This is a genomic window from Rhizomicrobium electricum (assembly GCF_011762045.1).
GTDB lineage: Bacteria > Pseudomonadota > Alphaproteobacteria > Micropepsales > Micropepsaceae > Rhizomicrobium > Rhizomicrobium electricum.
This window is the reverse complement of the sequence record NZ_JAASQS010000003.1, coordinates 122,912-140,106: the sequence shown is the minus strand read 5'-3', so window position 1 is coordinate 140,106 and position 17,195 is coordinate 122,912. Positions and strand designations below refer to the sequence as shown.

The window sequence follows — 17,195 nt, the reverse complement described above, 5'->3', positions numbered from 1 at the left end:
AATCGGTGTCTCACGGGATTTCATCAACCTTTTCGCGTAATTAACCCAATAGTGAGGCGGGCCGGACAGAATGCGACGGCCGTATTCCCGAAGAGGCGGGGAGCGGACTGTGCCAAGTCGGAAACATGAACGCCCGCGCGCCCGCTTACAGTTCTCAGCCTAACGCCCGCTCGCGGCCCAGCCGCGAATTCCGGCTGCGTGAGATTTGGGACATTGCGCGGCGCCGCGCGCACCTCATCACCGTAACCACACTGATCGTCGCTCTCCTGGCGGTGCTTTACGTCTTGCAGGTGCGGCCGCAATTCGCCGCCACCTCGGAGGTGATGCTCGACCCGCGCAAGTCGACCGTCGAGAATGCGACAGGGGTTTTGTCCAACCTGCCGGCAGATCAGCCCTCGATCCTGAATCAGATCGAGATCCTCACCTCGCACCGTTTTGCCGGGAAGGTGGTGGATCGCTTCCACCTCGAGAGAGATCCGGAATTTGCCAATCCCGGATTGGCCGGCCGGTTGTTCGGCACCGACGGCGACCCGCGCGAAGTCGCGATCGACCGGCTGCGGAAGCGCTTGAAAGTGGCGCAAGCCGGATTTTCAAGCTCTATCCGCATTACCTTGACGTCGGCGGATCGGCGAAAGGCAACGGCGATTTCGGCCGGAATTGCGGAATTGTACGTCGTCGATCAGCTCAGTACGAAGTCCGCGGCCTCCGATCAGGCGAGGCGATGGCTTACCCAGCGCGTCACGGATTTGGCCCGGCAGGTCAAGGAAGCCGAAGCGGCTGTCCAGAAATACAAGGCCGAGCACAACATCACCATCGCCGCCGACGGAACTTCGGCGCTCGAAAAGCAGATCGCGGATCTGAACAGTCAGCTCGCTCTGGCGCGCGCGGAGTATGGCGACAAGTCTTCGAAGGCCAAGCGCACGGAAGATCTGATTGCCGGCCGTCAGCTTGCGACGGCGCCGCAAGTCGTGGCCTCGCCGCTGATCTCCAGCCTGCGGACCCGCCAGTCCGAGATCAACCACGAAATGGCGGATTTGGCGACCCGGTATGGTCCCAACCATCCCAAAATGAAGGAACTCACGGCCCAGCGCGCCGACATCGATACCAAGATTTCGGAAGAAGCGTCGCGGATCGCCGAGTCCGTTCGCAATGAGGCGGAAACCTCGCGCGCCCATGTCGCCTCGCTCGAAAGCACGATCCGCCAGATCGAAGATCAGAACGCCAGGAAGAACCAGGAGGCTGTGGAGTTGACCGCGCTGCAATCGGCAGCGGCATCGGCCCGGTCGCTGTATCAGGCGTTCCTGATGCAATACAGCCAGACCGAAAACCAGCAGGGCATCCTGAGACCGGATGCTTTTGTCATTTCCGCCTCGGAAGTGAACGAGACGTTCGGGCCACAGACCAAGCTGCTTGCGGTTCTCAGCGCCATTCCCGCGGGGCTTCTGCTTGGCTTGGCCCTGGCGCTTATGGCCGAACGCGGCGCCCAGACGTCCGAGACCGGTACACAGCGCTATCCATCCGGTGCTGGTGATTTCGCGCCTCAAGCGGCCGCCGTGCTGCCGGAGATGGGGGCGAGGCTCCGGGCTGCCGATCTGGTGATGACCAATCCCCAGTCGCCCTTCGCGGCGGCCACATCACGGCTACTTTCCGGCATCCTCGCACGCGTTTCCCCTCCAGCCACGATTGTCGTCACCGCAGCGGCCCCCGGCTCCGGCAGGACCACCCTTGCACTGGCCCTGGCGCGTACGGCGGCGCGTTCCGGCATTAAGGTCATCGTGATCGACGCCAACCGGCCCCACAGCCATCTGGCGGGCGCGGTCGGCGTTGCAGGCTGGTCCGGTGCTTCGGCAGGGCATGGCGCCATCGAAGAGTTCATCAATCCGGATTCCCTGTCGACGGCGCTGGTCATGGCATCACCGATGCCCGGCTACACCACCGCACTGTCTCCGGACGTCCTGAACCGTCTCGTGGCTAACCTCAAAACGAGCATGGAGCTGGTTGTGATCGCCGCGCCGCCGCTGTCCGATCTCTCGGCTCGCGCCGTTCTCGCCATGGGAGATGTCGTGCTTGTCGCAGTCGATGCACGCCGGCCGGCGCTGGCGCCGCAGCTTCCTGGGGCGGCCTTAACCGTCCTCACCCACGCTCCATGACCATTCGGTCATCCCGGCAAACCTAGCAGACTATTTGCACCGTACCCGCGTAAGGCGTCCGGAACGTTCCATTTTGGAATGAATCCGGCCGTTTAAGCGGCACCAACGGTCATTCTTCCTCGATCGCTGTTCCGCATTGGTGCAGGCGTCGAGGCATATATGGTTGATCAGTTCGTCTTACCCAGATCCGTTGTCCCAGAGGGGAACGCTGTCTTCGGCATTCTTTTTTCGCCAATGACCGGCGAGCAGATCGTCCAGCGCATGATGTTCGAGCGCATTCCGGCGGGCGAGGGGGCGCGGCTCCTGGTGACCGCAAACGTCGACCACATCTCGAACTTGGTCCGTAACGCCCGCTTCCGGGCTGCATACGAACATGCCTGGGTGGCCACGGCGGATGGAATGCCTGTTTACCTCTATACCCGGCTGCGCGATGGCTGTGTGCCGGAGCGCGTCACCGGCGCCGATCTGACGGTTGCTCTGCTGGGGCGCTTGCCGCCCTGGTGCCGCCCATTCTTCGTGGTCGGCAGTCTCGAAACGGCGGAACGGTTGCGCGACAAGCTGACGAGCAACGGATTCCGCGGCGACGCGATCGGCGCGGCATGTCCGGCGTTCGGATTCGAAAGTGATCCCGCGGCCTCCGCAGCGCTCGCCAAAGCGATCCGCGATCATCGTGCGACCCACGTGCTATTCGGGTTGGGCGCCCCCAAATCCGAAACCTGGATTCACGAACATCGCAATTGCATGGGCGATGTCTATGCGCTGGCGATCGGCGCCAGCCTCGATTTCTACGTCGGTCTGCGCCGGCGTGCGCCGGTGTGGATGCAGCGCTGCGGCCTGGAATGGGCTTGGCGCGTGGCTTCGGAACCGGTGCGCCTGTTCCGCCGGTATTTCGTCGAATCCTGGTATGCGATCTGGGCGGTCATGCTCGATCTGTTTGTCGTCAGACTTCCCACCGAACCCTTGGAAACCAACGAAGATCGATTGTCTGCCTAGCATGTCGACCGCTCCCGTTTCCGTTCAAAACCATCGGATCCTCATCGCGGGGGGCCATTCCCGCGCCTGCGGCGGCCTCGAGGCCTTCATTTCGCGGGCCCGCGACTGCCTGCACATCGACTCTCACGTCTTTACCGATACGCCAGGCTATGAGGGCGTCGGAGTACGGGACTGGCTCCGGGCGATGGGGCGGTTCGTGCGGCAGGCGCGATCGCACGATGTGATCTGGATCCATTACGGCAGTGCGTTCGATCTCGCCTATCTCGTCTTGGCGAAAGTGCTGGGCAAGACCGCGGTCGTAACCCCTCACCTGGGGACGACTTGGCGGGCAATGCGTTCGACGGTGTTGCGGACGCTGACCAATCGCATCCTGTGCTTGGCCGATGCGATTTTCACGCTGCACGAGACCCAGCCGCAGGTGCTGCAGTTTCCCGCGTCTGTGACCCGGCGCTGTACTGCGATGGGGACTTTTCTGCCGAAATCCCTTCTGGAACACGAAAGCGCTGCACACGCGCCAGGAATGCCGTTGAAGCTCGTCCATGTCGCCCGCCTTTCGGTCGAAAAGGGCAGCTTCGCGTTCCTTGAGGTTTGCGAGACGCTGCGCCGTCGCGGCATTGCCATCGAAGGCACCATCATCGGGCAGGCGAGCACAGAGGTTCGCGCTCAACTCACCGCGATCGTCGAGCAGCGGAAGTTGCCCGTCGTATTGATAGATGCATTGCCGCAAGACGCCTTTCTCGATCTGTTCCGGCGGCAGGATGTGCTCGTGAACCTCTCTTTGCAGGACGCCTATCCTTTGACGGTGATCGAAGCGCTTTTGTGCGGTGTGGCGCCTGTATGTTCGGCTTTGCCGGGGACGCGCGAACTCGCGGCCGATGCGCCGGTGATTTCGTTGGTCGAAGGTCAGGATGCCGAAGCGGCTGCCGACAGGATCGCCTCGATCGACTGGTCCGCACTTCCGCGCGGTGGCGCCGTCATGCGGCAGAAATTTCACTGGGCGGGTCTGGAGCGCCGCTATCGTGAGCGCTTCGCCGCCCTGTCAGCCCACGGGTCTTCCGTGTCCACTCATCCGTCCGTCCAGGCCAGCGTATCATGACCATCTATCAGATCATCATTCCGCTTCAGGTTCTGTTCCGCGGCAGCCGGATGCGCCGTTTCGCCAAAATGTTCGGCGTGGGCAATGAGATGCGGATCATCGATGTCGGTGGGCGCAAGTGCAACTGGACTTTGATCGACAAGCGGCCCGACGTCACCATTACCAACATCGAATTCGACAGCTACGAGGATGGCCGCTTCCACTATGTGCGGACTAACGGCGAGCGGCTGCCGTATGACGACAACAGTTTTGCGGTGTGTTATTCGAACTCGGTGATCGAGCATGTCGGCGACGCGAACGCCCGCAAGAAGTTTGCCGCCGAAATCCGCCGCGTTGCGCCGCGCTATTACGTCCAGACCCCGTACAAGTGGTTCTTCTTCGATCCCCACACGGTTGGAGCCTTCGTGCATTGGCTGCCCAAGCGTTGGCAGCGGCGCCTGATCCGCTGGTGTACGCCGTGGGGTCTGATCGACCGTCCGAGCCAGGACAAAGTGGACGCACTGATTGCGGAAATCGATCTTCTGACCGAAGCGGAGATGCGGGCGCTGTTCCCCGATGCCCAAATCATTAAGGAACGGTTTTTCGGCTTCACCAAGTCCCTCATAGCCGTCCGGGTTTAGCCTCTTGGTAAACGGGCGTTAAGGCGCGCCGTGCGACCGTCCCGCGGGTTCCTATAGGCATTTGCGGTGACCGGCTGGCAGGACGAGACGATGGCGGACAACCGCGCCCCTCAGGGCGACGGTGCGATCCATGCCGTGATCGTTGCTGCGATCCTGGAAAACCCCGTTCTGGCGCTGGCGAACAACTTCCTGTTCACGCTCAATGCCCAGGTGGTGGCGGCCGTCCAGCTCGTGATCACGCTCGCGGCCATAGCAATCATTGCCGTCCGTCGTCCGTCTCTTTCGCGCACGTTCGTAGTGGCAGGCTGTCTGTTCCTCTGTTGTACGCTCTTGAAGTTCGTTGTGACGGGCAGTTTCAACGCGCGTTTTCTCTATGATTCCGCCATGCTGCCGCTGTTCTTGGTGTTGGGGGCATCTGCCAGACGCTTTTCGCCCCACTTCGTGGCCATTCTCGTTATCGCCTTGCTGATAACGGCCGTGGTCGAGTTGGTATTCCCCGATCTCTATGCGGACGTCCTCAATCCGCGGAAGTACTTCTACTTCACCCGCGATTGGGTGGCGGCGGTCACCGCACCCGATGCGTCGATTGCGGCGTCGACCGACATCTATCTTGGTGCCACGCGCTATACCGGCAGCTTTTTTGGCGTGGCGCATCGCGCCGGATCGTTGTTCCTGGAGCCGCTGTCGCTCGGCTATTTCGGCATCATCTGTGCGATCCTGTTTCTGCACGCACCGCGGATCGCTACCCGCCATCGGGTCATCATGATCCTGTGCTGTCTGGGCTTGGCACTGTTGTCCGACACCCGTGTCGCCGTATTCCTGATCCTTGCCGCCGTCGCTCTGCGCAACATTGCAGGGCGGGCACGATTGCGCTGGCTGATCGCCGTGCCCTACGGCCTGCTGATGGCCGTGATGGTGCTCTATTTCGTGGTCCAGGCGATGCCTGGCGATCTCGGCTTGCGTTTAGGTGTGACGGCCGAGCCGCTGATGAATGCACTTCCGCTTAATGTGCTGCTCGGCGGTGTCGACGACACCAAGGTCGCCGACAGCGGTATCGTCTATTTGATAGCCAATGCTGGCTTGATCGGATTTTGTTTGTACCCGCTCCTGGCCGCAGGTCTGTTCTCGGGGGAGGGTGACCAGTCGCCGGTCGCCGTCTCGATCTTCTTGTATCTCATGGTAGCATTGGTCTTCGGCTATGCGCCGATGTCGATCAAGACCGCGTGCGTTCTGGGATATGGCGTTGCAACGCTGGCCCGCGTACGCGGGGAGGCTGAGGCATATGCCCCAGGTGCCGTGATGCCGGCCGGTAGCGCTCCATGAGCAAGGCGATCGAAAGACATGCAGCCATCCGAACGCCATTTTCGGTGATCTTGAAAGGTGCTGCGGGTTCGGCCGTTCTCAAGGGCGTTGCGCTTCTGTTTGGGGTATTGGCTACCGCCTTTCTCGGCCGGGTGCTGATGCCGACACAATACGGCTATTACGCCTTTGCTTCGACGGTCGTCACGCTCCTGGCTCTGCCGGTGCAGTGCGGCTTACCTCAGCTGATGACGCGCGAGATCGCCAAATACCAATTGGAAGAGAGGTGGGGGCACATTCGGGGACTGCTTCTGCGGGCCAATCAGTTGGTGGTCGTGCTTGGTTTCATTATGGTCACCGGTCTTGCGCTCGCATTGCCGGTTCTCAAAGAGCACGTGCTTGCCGTGGACCGGCCGACATTCATTTGGGCCATCGTTCTGTTGCCGCTGATTGCGCTCAACCGCGTGCGTGGCGGTGCGTTGATCGGATTGCGCAAGGTCGTGCTTGGCATGCTTCCCGACAACGGCATTCGGGCCGTGCTGTTCATGGCCTTCATCGCTCTGTGGTATTGGCTGTGGCCGTTCAATTCGGCCGTCGCCATGGCATTGCAGGTTGCGGCGACTGCGATTGCCTTCCTGTCCGGTGCGGTCCTGTTGATGCGCCACTTGCCGCGTCCGGTGCATACCAGCGCTGCGGCTTTCGAGACCCGCAGCTGGGTTACGGCCATCGTTCCGCTGACGCTCACGGACGCACTCCTCATCGTCAACCTGCAAGCCGACCTTCTTGTCCTGGGTTTGTTTCGCGATGCAGCCGACGTCGGCATTTACCGCGCGGCGGTGTTGGTGGCCTCCCAGGTCACCATCGGCCTGACGGTTGCCAACGAAGTACTGGCACCGCACATCGCCCGCCTGCATCAGGCCGGTGACCGCGCGGGGCTGCAATCCTTGGTGCGCCAAGCGCAGGGCTGGCTGGCCCTCAGCGGTCTGGTGCTGGCCGGAATCTGCATTCTGGCCGACCGAGAGATTCTCACCTTCGTGTTTGGATCGGCCTACGCCGGCGGTGCCGCAGCCTTGGCGATTTTGGCGGCAGGACAGTTCATCACCGTGATGGCGGGAACCAACTCAGTACTCCTGAACATGTCCGGCAACGAACGCGATGTGTTACGGGTATTCGCAGTATCGGCGATCGCCAATCTGGCGGCGAACTTCGCTTTGGTGCCGACCTTCGGTCTTTTGGGCGCGGCAGCGGCCACCACGGCCTGCCAGTTGATCACCAACGGTCTGCTGCTCCACTACGTGCATCGCAGGCTGGGATTGAAAATTCTTCGTCTGCTTTGAGCATCCTTTCGCTCAAGACGCTGTTTCTGCGTCGATAACTGGCGTTATCTCATCGGGATGGCGGTGAAGTTTCAGATAATGTGCAATTTTGCGCATGATATACATAGCGCGATCGCGAGATGCACAGCCAAACCTGATCGGGTCGCAGCCGTGAATGCGAAGCACTATGCCGTATTCCGGCTTGTCCTCAATGCGCTCGTGTTTGGTTACTTGCACGTCGGTAATTGCTGAGAGCGACGGCACGGTTCGACTGATCGGTGCAGGGATTTCGAGACTTAATAACAACGCGCGATCCCGCCTTTGATCGAGATAAAGGAATGTCAGGCTTGGTTGACTATCGTAAGCCAGGACGCGTAACGCGCGTGGTTCAGCCTTCATGTCATGCTCGGTTGAGGAGCTTCCGGTCTTCAATAGCATGCTTTGCTAACCATTGGCAGGCCGCAGGTATACGCGAAGTCACGCGATCCATTAGGCGTAGCAAGCCTCACGTCTGTAGAACGGCTCGACCGTCAGCAAGTGTTTGTGCAGAGGGTGGTTCGCAATATTCGTGTCGAGACTGGCGACGTCTACCGGAAAGTCCGGCTCGGTCACGGCCGCGGCAGTGAAGATTTCTTCGACCAAACGCGGAATATCGCCATCCGCTTCTATGCCGATAACGATGCGGGCTCCGTCTTCTTTGCCTGGAGGAGCCACGTAAGTGAGCCTGGCAGACTGTAATTGCGAACGGTTCATAAAGAGAACGCATAGCGCTTTGACGAGCCGGGCCGGGTAGATTTCCGGTTTCAGGACGGAAAAGGCGGCCGGTCTGAAGTTCTCAAGGCACCAGGCGATTTCATCCGGGTTCAGGATTTTGGCCGGCGACGAGCGCGGGTTGACGATGAAGCGGGCACCTCCCGTAGCCTCGAACAAGGCCCGTCCCTTTATGGAAAATGTCGACAAGACCTCGGACGAAAAGGTCGTTAGCCGCGCTGGCGATGTGAAGATCGTATGGAAAAATCCCGCCCCGCTTTTTACCACGTCAATGGCGAGCCGCTCGCCTCGGGTTCCCAAGACGATGAGTTCGCTCTCCAAAAGACACCGATAGAAGTCCCGCGCAGCTGATGAGTCCGACGCCGCACACAACATCGTTCGTTCAAGCTCGTTCTCAGACGCGAACACGTATCAAGCTCCGATAGGGCGGCCCATATATACGAGATTCGGTCCATCGGGGGTGCACGTCCTCCCAAGTCTTGTGTTGAGGACTTACATGCGCGGCGACTCGCCATTGGGACGAATGGTGCTTGTAGTGTTCTGATCAACGGGCGCTCAGATAAATTTCCCCAGAACATTTCTCGCTCGTGTGTCGTGCAGCCAATAGTCGCTAGATCAAGACTTAGGCGTCCAACTCATGCTTATTAACATGAGATTAAGTAGCAGTTGATGGAAGAATCCAATGGATTCAATTGGCGGTCTCCTATCCCTGTATTCGCCAATGCAGTGATGGATGAAGCGCAACATCCTTTCGGGGCAAACTGCATAATAATTCAACAATAAAGATGCGCGGGTCTTCTATTGTCAGTGGCAATAGCGCAGAGATAGAATTATGCGCGGTTGTGATCGTCGAGCATCTCACCGCCAGACGTAACTGGTAGGGGGTACTATGCAAAAGCCGTTTAGTTTCGCCAGGAGCATCGCAGCTGGAGCCTTTGCCATTGGGCTTGGCTTCGGTGGCGCGACCGTAGGGGTTTTGGTGACGGCTACGCCGGCCTATGCCCAAGCTACCTTGTCTGCCACCCAGATCGCCGCCATTCAATCGTCGCTGCAGGCCGCGTTGCGGGCCGCCACGACTGACGCGGCGAAGGAAGCCGCTATCGCTCAGGCCATCCAAAGCGCACTCGGCCTTTACGGCGGCGACACAGCGGCGACCGTGACTTCGGTGGTCATGCAGACCGCCGAGCTCGCAGGCGTTCCGACGGGCGTCATCGGGACCGGTATCGCGCAGGCTTCGGCCAGGGTTGCAACGACCAATGTGGCGGCTGCTAACTCGATTGCCACAACGATCGCCAACGAAGGCGATGCCGCGATGCGGTCGTCTTACCAGACCGCTTCCATCAGTCTCGGATTCGCCAACCTTGCTTCCATTGCGGCGCAAGGTCCGACGGCGACGGGTGGCGTCGGTGTTGGTGGCATCGGTGCGGGTGGTATCGGTGGCGGCGCGATCGGTGGCGGAGCCGCGGGTGGCGGCGGTGGTGGTTGCCTGAATCCGTCCTGCACCAAGCTGTGATGCAGTACCGTTGGATTTGGTAGGTTGAGGGGAGCCGATGAAATACGCGACGCTCGCAGTCAGAACGGCTGCGGTTCCTTTGGTTGTGGCACTGATCGCACCTGGGGCGGCGAAGGCAGAAGGCACGACGCCGTCCTATGTCGGTATGACCGAGCAGGATGTTGGCGTGATGGATCGCGCCCGTCCGGCGTATGACGCCAAGGGTATTCCGCTCGGAGGCTTCCGTCTGTTCCCCGCGCTCAATACCAGCGCGAGCTTCGACGATAATGTTTTCAAGACGGCGGATGCACTTTCCGATTGGTTTTTCACGATCTCCCCGGCCGCGCGCTTGAAATCGCAATGGGGCCGGCATTTTCTTGAGCTCTATTCCGGTCTCAACTACTACAACTACCAGACCTATACGAAAGAAAACCTGACTGATTGGAACATTGGCACCGACGGAAAGCTCGACATTTCGCGCTCGGCCAACATGTCCGCCAACGTCTTCTATGGACAGATGCATGAGTTGTGGTCGGCACCGAACAATGTTGCCGGATATCAGGCTGCACCAAACCGCTATTTTCAGACGCATGTCGACGTTTCGTCGGTCTACCAGCCCAACCGGCTGGGCTTCGGGCTGGGCGGCGTGTTCGACAACTACAATTGGACCACTACGCCGGTCTCGGGCGGCGGCGTCTTTTACAACGACGACCGCGATAACAACGAATTCCAGGCTTATGCAAAGGCCTATTACGATTTTTCGCCGGGCTATTCCGGCTATCTGAAGGTCAGTTACGACGAACGCGACTTCAATTTGTACACCGACAGGTCTGGTCTCCACCGCTCATCGCATGGCTATCGTGTTGATGCCGGCGTGAACCTCCAGATTTCGCATCTGATCAGTGGCGAGGTCTATGTTGGCTATATGCAGCAGAATTTTGCTGCGTCGCTTGCGGATGTTTCCGGAATCGACTTCGGCGCCCAGCTCGATTGGTATGTGTCGCCGGTACTCACCGCCCACCTCAGCGGCAGCCGTAGTCTCGATAACGTGGTTTTGTCGGGCGTTTCCGTCGCCGACAACAAGAATGTCACTTTTAGCGCCGACTATGAATTCCGGCCAAATGTCATTGTTCAAGGTCGGGTAGCCTACACCAATACCCGTTATGTCGGATCCGGCCGGACAGACGATTACCCAAGTGTGGGTATCGGCGTGATGTACCTCGTCAATCGGTATGTCAGCTTGAACGTCAACTACAATTACAGTGAACGTTCGACGGATACGCCAGCGCTCGCGTATACCGATAATACGGTGAGCATAGGCCTCGCACTGCACATCTGACGAGAGTTTGGCAGGCAAGAGTACTACGTGGAGCCACAGAAACTGTCGTCTGGTGGTAATGGATAATGACAATTGAAAAGAGCATCCCGATTGCGGAGAGCTTTGCCCAGGACCCTCAGACTGAGACGCAATTCGGTGAGGAGCGTGGCTTTAGCCTTCTAGACTTGCTGCGCATCATCCGGGTGCGGCGCAAGATCATCGTTGGCACGGCCGCCATCGTGGTAGCGCTGGTTACTGTCATTGTTCTGGAGATGACGCCGCTCTATTCTGCCACCGCCGTGGTGATGCTGGACCAGCGCAAGCACAATCTGGAAGATACTGCGGCGGTATTGTCGGGTCTACCATCGGATCAGGCGACGATCCAGAACCAAGTGCAGATATTGACATCGCTGGAACTTGCCGGCCGGGTCGTTGACAAGGAAAAGCTCCGCGAGGATCCCGAATTCAATCCCAAGCTCAGCGGGCTGTCGGCATTGCTCGGGGCGATCAACCCGGTGAATTGGTTCGGAACCCGCAAAACCGAAGCCGATGCCCAAGAAGTCGATCTCGAGCGCAGCGCCGTTATTCATCGTTTTCTCGATCGAATCTCGGTAAGCCCGATTGGCCTGTCGACGGCGATGAAGGTTTCCTTCCAGTCGGAAAGTCCGCAAAAGGCGGCTCGGCTGGCCGGGGCGGTTGCCAATGCGTATGTCGAGGACCAGCTCGAGGCCAAGTTCTCTGCTACGCAAAAAGCAACGCAGTGGCTTTCGGGACGCATCAGCGAATTATCGCAAAAGGCCCAACTGGCCGACGCTGCCGTGCAGCAATACAAAGCCGAGCATAACATCACCACCACGACCACGGGCGGGTCGGTGGTTGAGCAGCAGATAGCTCAGATAAGTGCCCAGCTTACGGCGGCAAAAACGGATCTCGCAGAAAAGCAGGCCAACTACGGCCGGCTGGCGGCGTTGGCAAGGACAGGGCACGCGGCCGCATCTTCCCAGGTGCTCGCGTCTCCGGTTGTAGCAGCGCTCCGCGCGCAGGAAAGCCAGCTGACGAGCCAGATTGCGAACCTGGAATCGAAATACGGGGCCCGTCATCCCAAGATGCTGGATCTGATGGCCCAGAAACAAATGCTGCAGGGCAAGATCGACGAAGAAATTCAGCGCTTCGTCGATTCCGCCAGGAACGATGTCGATGTCGCTGCGTCCCATGTAGCTTCGCTGCAGGGGAGCTTGAGAGACGCGGAGAATCAGGGTGCCGGCCAGAACCAAGCCAACGTCCAGCTTACGGCGTTGCAGTCAGCCGCGACGTCGGCCCGTGCCATGTACGAGGCATTCCTGGGGCGTTTGAACCAGACCCAGGGCCAGGAAGGCATCCAGACGCCGGATGCCCGCATCATTTCCAATCCCGAGATACCGACATCGGCCAGCTATCCGAAGAAGACGCTGGCCATAGGTATTTCAATACCAGCCGGCCTCATTCTCGGGCTGATGCTGGCCTTCATGGCGGAACGGCTGGATTCGGGCTTCCGCACGACGGCAGAAGTTGAGCGCGCACTTGGCTTGCCCGTTTTGGCGACTGTGCCGGAAGTGGCGCAGCCCAAAGAGGGCAGCCCCATCAACGCCGCCGAACTTGTCATCAAGAAGCCGATGTCGTCGTTTGCCGAGTCTTTGCGAGGCTTGCAGCTCGGCTTGCAGCTATCCAACGTCGATAAGCAGCCGAAAGTCGTTGTGATAACTTCGTCCGTGCCGAGCGAAGGCAAAACAACGGTTGCGCTGAGTCTGGCGCGCATTGCGGCGCGCGGCGGGATGAATGCCGTCATCGTCGATGGTGATATGCGCCGTCCCAATGTGGCAAACACGGCCGAGCTCGGCGCGCGCGACAAAGGGCTAATCGAATACTTGACCGACAAGGCTGGGCTGGAGGAGGTCCTTCATAAGGATCCGATTTCCGACGCCAAGATCTTGCCGTGTCTGAGTACGCCAGCCAGTCCGACGGACGTGCTTGCGTCCAATGCGATGCGCAAGCTGGTGGCCGATCTGCGGGAACGCTTCGATTTGGTGATTATCGATTCCGCGCCGCTTCTCCCGGTCAACGACACGAAGATCCTGAGCCTTTTGGCGGACGCCGTGCTGATGGTCATTCGTTGGGAGAAAACACCGCGCGATGCGGCTGCCAATGCCGCCCGTATCCTGATGGACGTTCGGGCTCCGGTAGCCGGCGTTTCGCTGACCCGTGCCGATAACGAACGCTTCCGCTATTACAGCTATGGCTACCAAAGCTATCACCACTACAGCAAATATTACGCCGACTAGAGCGCTCCGCACGGCGGCTCTTCTGCTGCCAGCGGTCGTCCTGGCAGCATTTTCCTATTCGCATTTTCGCGATGGTGTTGCACAGGATGGAGCCGTCCCGGTTCCCGTCTATATGGTCGCGCAACGGCCGCTTCCGACGGTGGCATATGTCCACGCCGCTGAAAGCCTGGCAAAGGCGAGTGCGCGCAATGGCGAACCGACTTTGCAGCGAACGGAAGCTCGGATGCATGCGGGGGAAAATCCCGCAAACCTCGTTCCCGTCCTGGAAGAGGGGCTCTCCCGGATTCCTGCCTCAGCCCGCGGTTGGTGGTTGTTGAGCGAAGCGACCACTTCATCCAACAAGGCGCTCTCCACAAGGGCGTTGTCGCAATCGATCGCGCTGGCACCGCGCGAGTATTGGCTGATAACGCCTCGTTTGAACGCCGCCGCAAAACAGTGGGCAATTCTCGACCCCGACACACAGGCTGCCAGCATCGCCCAGGTCAGGTTGTTGTGGGAAACGCCAATTTTGCAGGATCAGCTGGTTGTCTTGTGCCAGTCGGCCGAAGGTGCCGCTCTCGTGACCCGCGCTTTTGCGCCGGATGAAATCCGTCAGATTAATCGCTGGCTTGCGCGCGAACGGCAGAAGGCGGCACCTCGATGAGCGATGGACGTCCGGAGTTCGATGTCGCCAGATTGCTGCGCGGAGCCGCTATAACGGTCTATATCGCCACACTTCTTTGGGCGCCATTTCCGCTTGGGGGCGCGATCCGCTGGGCTCCTGGCGTACAGCACATTCTGATCGCAGTTAGTTGGGTGCTGTGGGTTCTCGGTACGATCCATGGGGCGGTACTCGAGCGGCGTTACCGTCGCGTGCTCATCGTACCTTTCGTGCTGTTTGGGCTGACGCTCGGATGGGCTGTTGTGCAGACCCTTCCGGGCGTCCCATCCGCTTGGGTGCATCCGGTTTGGGGGTTGGCAGCCGACGCTCTCGGAAAAAGCCTCCAAGGTGCGATTTCCCTCAATCCGTGGCGGACCGAAAGCGAGGTCGTCAATCTCGCTGGCTATATCATGGCCGGGTGGTTGGCTTTCCACATGGCAAGGAGGGTGGAGACTGCCAAACTGCTGCTTAATGCGGTGATTGCGATCACAGCGCTTTATGCCCTTTACGCTTTCGTCCTTCTGTTTATCGACGTCCAGCAGGTCAACGTGTTTTACACGGTGCCGTATTCGAACCGGCTGATGTCCGGGTCGTTCATGCTGCATAACTCTTTCGCTACCTATTGCGGGCTGGGTGCGCTGGCTGCCGTCGCCAAGCTCTGCAGCGACGGTACGCATTCCATTTTGGCCGGGCGGGGACTGCGCCGGTTGGCCGAGACGACCTTGCAATATTGTTTCGGCCGGGGTGCCTTTGTTTTGATCGCTTTGATCCTCTGCTTTGCAGGCGTCGTGGCATCGGCTTCGCGCGCCGGCTTTGTCGCGACCATGGCCGGGATGATCACGCTGGCGCTCATCGCCATCGTGCTATCGCGCGGCCGAGCGGGCCGGATGTGGGCCGGGCTTGGAGCGCTTGCCACCGTGATGCCGATTATAATCATCCTAATATTCAATGGCGACACGCTTGCGAACCGGCTCGACCATTTGTTGCCCAGCGATACAGTCGATGTGGTCCGCTTTGCGTTGTGGGATAGCGCACGCCGAATGATCGCCGACGCTCCGCTGTTGGGACTCGGGCTGGGGACCTTCGAAGACGCCTATCCGCTTTATGCCGTTCAGGTTTTTCCACATGTCATGGACAAGGCACACTGCGATTACCTCGAATTCGCAGCTGGAGTCGGACTTCCTGCTGCCGTTGCTTGGTGGGGGGCTCTGTTATGGCTGTCGGGCTGGAATGCCCGCGCGCTGTTCGTTCGTCACCGGCATCGCGTGTTCTCGTCTGCTGCAATCGGCGCAACTGTACTAGTAGCTGTACATTCCTGTGTTGATTTCAGTTTGCAATTGCCTTCGGTGTCACTGTCTTTCGCAACATTGCTTGCTATCGGTGCTGCACAGTCTCTGTCTGAGGTGAAACGTTAGTTTTACGAACTAAAGCGGAAACGCATCATCGAAAGGAAAGTGCGCTGAAAAAACAGGCACTCCTGCCTGCTAACTATGTGTCATTATTTCCCTCTACGATAGATATTCTTTCCGGTACTGTCGCTTCGATGCTGAACAAGAAGTAAAAGAGTAATCGTGAAGTTGAGACTTCGTCTTTGAGGTCGATACCGCTGGGGGGTGTCGAGGGTGACGGAAACACATCTTTTTAAGCCAACAAAAAGTGCAGTGCCATTTGTACTCGGTGGCGCTTCTAGGCGGCGCACGACGTGGAAGGATGCGTCTTCAATCGCACCGACGAATGTACAGGGCCTCAGGAGTGCGTCTCCTTCGCACCGTTCTGGCTTTCTGATCTCTGCTCGAGATGTGAATTGCTTGTGTCAGCACTTGGCCGACATCGCTTTCATTGTCTCGCTGAGTGTTCTTACCGACATCGCCTATCAAATGATCGCCTATTCCGGAAAGAGCGTTCCATTCCAAATGCCGGTTAATATCGGCTTGGTGATCGCTCTCGCGTTCACACTTCTGATCCGGTCCGTCACAGCAGAGCGGAGCGCCGCTATCACGAACAGCTATGACCGCCTTCGCGATGCTGCACTGGCATGGACATTGGCCTTCGGAATCCTGACCTTTGGATTGTTCATTGCGAAAGCCGGTGGGGAGGCGTCGCGGGGCGCCATTATCACACTTTATCTAGTCGGATTGCCTGGCATCGCCCTTTGGCGCGTCTTTGCGCCCGTCTGGGTCGCGCCGTTGGCGAAACGGGCAGGTTCAGCTGTCCGCGAATGCATGGTGATTGGCGACGAGGCCGATCCGTTAGTCGACAAATTCGCAGTCGAGTTGCGGGCCAAGGGACATCCCTCGCCCAAGGTCTTCAAGTTTAAAGCTCTGTGTTCGTCGAGTCTTTGGGCGCACGAACTAAGCGCGCTCGCCGATCGTGTCACGCAAGTTGCTCATCACGCCGGACCGGGTGAAATCTATGTCTGTGCGGGCAGTCTTCCCGGCGAACGATTGGCCGCGTTGGGGCGCAGGCTGACGATGCTACCGCGCGCAATCTACATTGTTCCGGATGCTCAGATCGCCTCGCTTGTGCGGTGCCGGCCAGCCAGTATGGGCAAGTTTGTCGTACTCGAGGCGCGGCGCGAGCCGTTGGGGTCTACGCAGCGCCTAGTCAAGCGCATGATGGATATCCTCGTCTCCGGTGCGGCTCTACTTTTTCTCTTTCCCTTGCTGATGATCGTTGCAGCTCTGATCAAGCTCGACTCCGAAGGTCCTGTGTTGTTCCGGCAGACGCGAAACGGCTACCGGGGGCGGCCGTTCGATATTTTGAAGTTCCGCTCGATGCGCGTGCAGGAAAACGGGCCGGTTATCGAACAAGCTAAGGAGGGGGATGCGCGCGTGACCCGCGTCGGACGCATTCTGCGCAAATACAGCATCGACGAGCTGCCGCAGCTTGTGAACATTCTCGTTGGCGACATGTCGCTCGTCGGTCCGCGGCCGCATGCCCAGGCTCATGACGAACTCTATTCGCGGTCGATCGAGAACTATGAAATCCGTCAGCATGTGAAGCCGGGCTTGACCGGATGGGCACAAGTCAATGGCTTGCGGGGCGAGACGGCGACGCTTGATGCCATGTACCAGCGCATTGAGTATGACCTTTGGTACGCGGTCAACGCATCCATTCTTCTAGATATCGAAATTCTAGTCCGGACGGCCATCGAAGTCGCCCGACACCGCAACGCGTATTGA

14 protein-coding genes are annotated in these 17,195 nt (G+C 59.2%); 12 read left to right on the top strand and 2 right to left on the bottom strand.

Translation table 11 applies throughout. The features are described from left to right. The first annotated feature begins 125 nt into the window (after positions 1-125). From FHS84_RS06320 to FHS84_RS06295, 6 genes are all read left to right on the top strand, one after another. Positions 126-2,150, top strand: coding sequence for a GumC family protein (locus FHS84_RS06320; RefSeq protein WP_166932034.1), 2,025 nt, complete (start codon positions 126-128; stop codon positions 2,148-2,150). A 234-nt stretch (positions 2,151-2,384) separates the two neighbouring features. Next, the gene (locus FHS84_RS06315; RefSeq protein WP_166932032.1) at positions 2,385-3,143 is read left to right on the top strand and encodes a WecB/TagA/CpsF family glycosyltransferase; all 759 of its coding nucleotides are present in this window, start codon (positions 2,385-2,387) and stop codon (positions 3,141-3,143) included. A gap of 1 nt (position 3,144) precedes the next feature. Continuing rightward, complete coding sequence (locus FHS84_RS06310; RefSeq protein ID WP_166932031.1) at positions 3,145-4,239, top strand: glycosyltransferase family 4 protein; 1,095 nt, start codon at positions 3,145-3,147, stop codon at positions 4,237-4,239. After that, positions 4,236-4,859 carry a methyltransferase domain-containing protein gene (locus FHS84_RS06305; protein ID WP_166932029.1) on the top strand — a complete coding sequence of 208 codons (624 nt, stop codon included), beginning with the start codon at positions 4,236-4,238 and terminating at the stop codon, positions 4,857-4,859. The genes FHS84_RS06310 and FHS84_RS06305 overlap by 4 nt, the downstream gene beginning before the upstream one ends. A 90-nt stretch (positions 4,860-4,949) precedes the next feature. Then, complete coding sequence (locus tag FHS84_RS06300) at positions 4,950-6,182, top strand: hypothetical protein (protein ID WP_166932027.1); 1,233 nt, start codon at positions 4,950-4,952, stop codon at positions 6,180-6,182. A gap of 44 nt (positions 6,183-6,226) precedes the next feature. Further along, a complete protein-coding gene (locus FHS84_RS06295) occupies positions 6,227-7,495 on the top strand; it encodes an oligosaccharide flippase family protein (RefSeq protein WP_166932024.1) in 1,269 nt (422 codons plus the stop codon). 12 nt (positions 7,496-7,507) lie between these two features. Here FHS84_RS06295 and FHS84_RS06290 read toward each other — a convergent pair whose 3' ends face one another. Continuing rightward, complete coding sequence (locus FHS84_RS06290; protein ID WP_166932022.1) at positions 7,508-7,873, bottom strand: hypothetical protein; 366 nt, start codon at positions 7,871-7,873, stop codon at positions 7,508-7,510. Between the two features lie 90 nt (positions 7,874-7,963). Beyond that, positions 7,964-8,653 (bottom strand): enhanced serine sensitivity protein SseB C-terminal domain-containing protein, encoded by a 690-nt coding sequence (locus FHS84_RS06285; RefSeq protein WP_166932020.1) that lies wholly within the window; start codon positions 8,651-8,653, stop codon positions 7,964-7,966. A 481-nt stretch (positions 8,654-9,134) separates the two neighbouring features. Here FHS84_RS06285 and FHS84_RS06280 point away from each other — a divergent pair, with 481 nt between their 5' ends. The 6 genes from FHS84_RS06280 to FHS84_RS06255 all read left to right on the top strand — a co-directional run bounded on the left by FHS84_RS06280 (position 9,135) and on the right by FHS84_RS06255 (position 17,195). Continuing rightward, entirely contained in the window at positions 9,135-9,758 is a 624-nt protein-coding gene (locus FHS84_RS06280) for a hypothetical protein (protein ID WP_166932018.1), read from the top strand. A gap of 37 nt (positions 9,759-9,795) precedes the next feature. Continuing rightward, positions 9,796-11,076 carry an outer membrane beta-barrel protein gene (locus tag FHS84_RS06275; protein ID WP_166932016.1) on the top strand — a complete coding sequence of 427 codons (1,281 nt, stop codon included), beginning with the start codon at positions 9,796-9,798 and terminating at the stop codon, positions 11,074-11,076. A 65-nt stretch (positions 11,077-11,141) separates the two neighbouring features. Then, positions 11,142-13,373, top strand: coding sequence for a GumC family protein (locus FHS84_RS06270; RefSeq protein ID WP_166932014.1), 2,232 nt, complete (start codon positions 11,142-11,144; stop codon positions 13,371-13,373). Then, a complete protein-coding gene (locus FHS84_RS06265) occupies positions 13,327-14,016 on the top strand; it encodes a hypothetical protein (protein ID WP_166932012.1) in 690 nt (229 codons plus the stop codon). The genes FHS84_RS06270 and FHS84_RS06265 overlap by 47 nt, the downstream gene beginning before the upstream one ends. Next, positions 14,013-15,428, top strand: a complete 1,416-nt coding sequence (locus tag FHS84_RS06260; protein WP_166932010.1) for an O-antigen ligase family protein — start codon at positions 14,013-14,015, stop codon at positions 15,426-15,428. The genes FHS84_RS06265 and FHS84_RS06260 overlap by 4 nt, the downstream gene beginning before the upstream one ends. Positions 15,429-15,833: 405 nt before the next feature. After that, positions 15,834-17,195, top strand: coding sequence for an exopolysaccharide biosynthesis polyprenyl glycosylphosphotransferase (locus FHS84_RS06255; protein ID WP_166932008.1), 1,362 nt, complete (start codon positions 15,834-15,836; stop codon positions 17,193-17,195).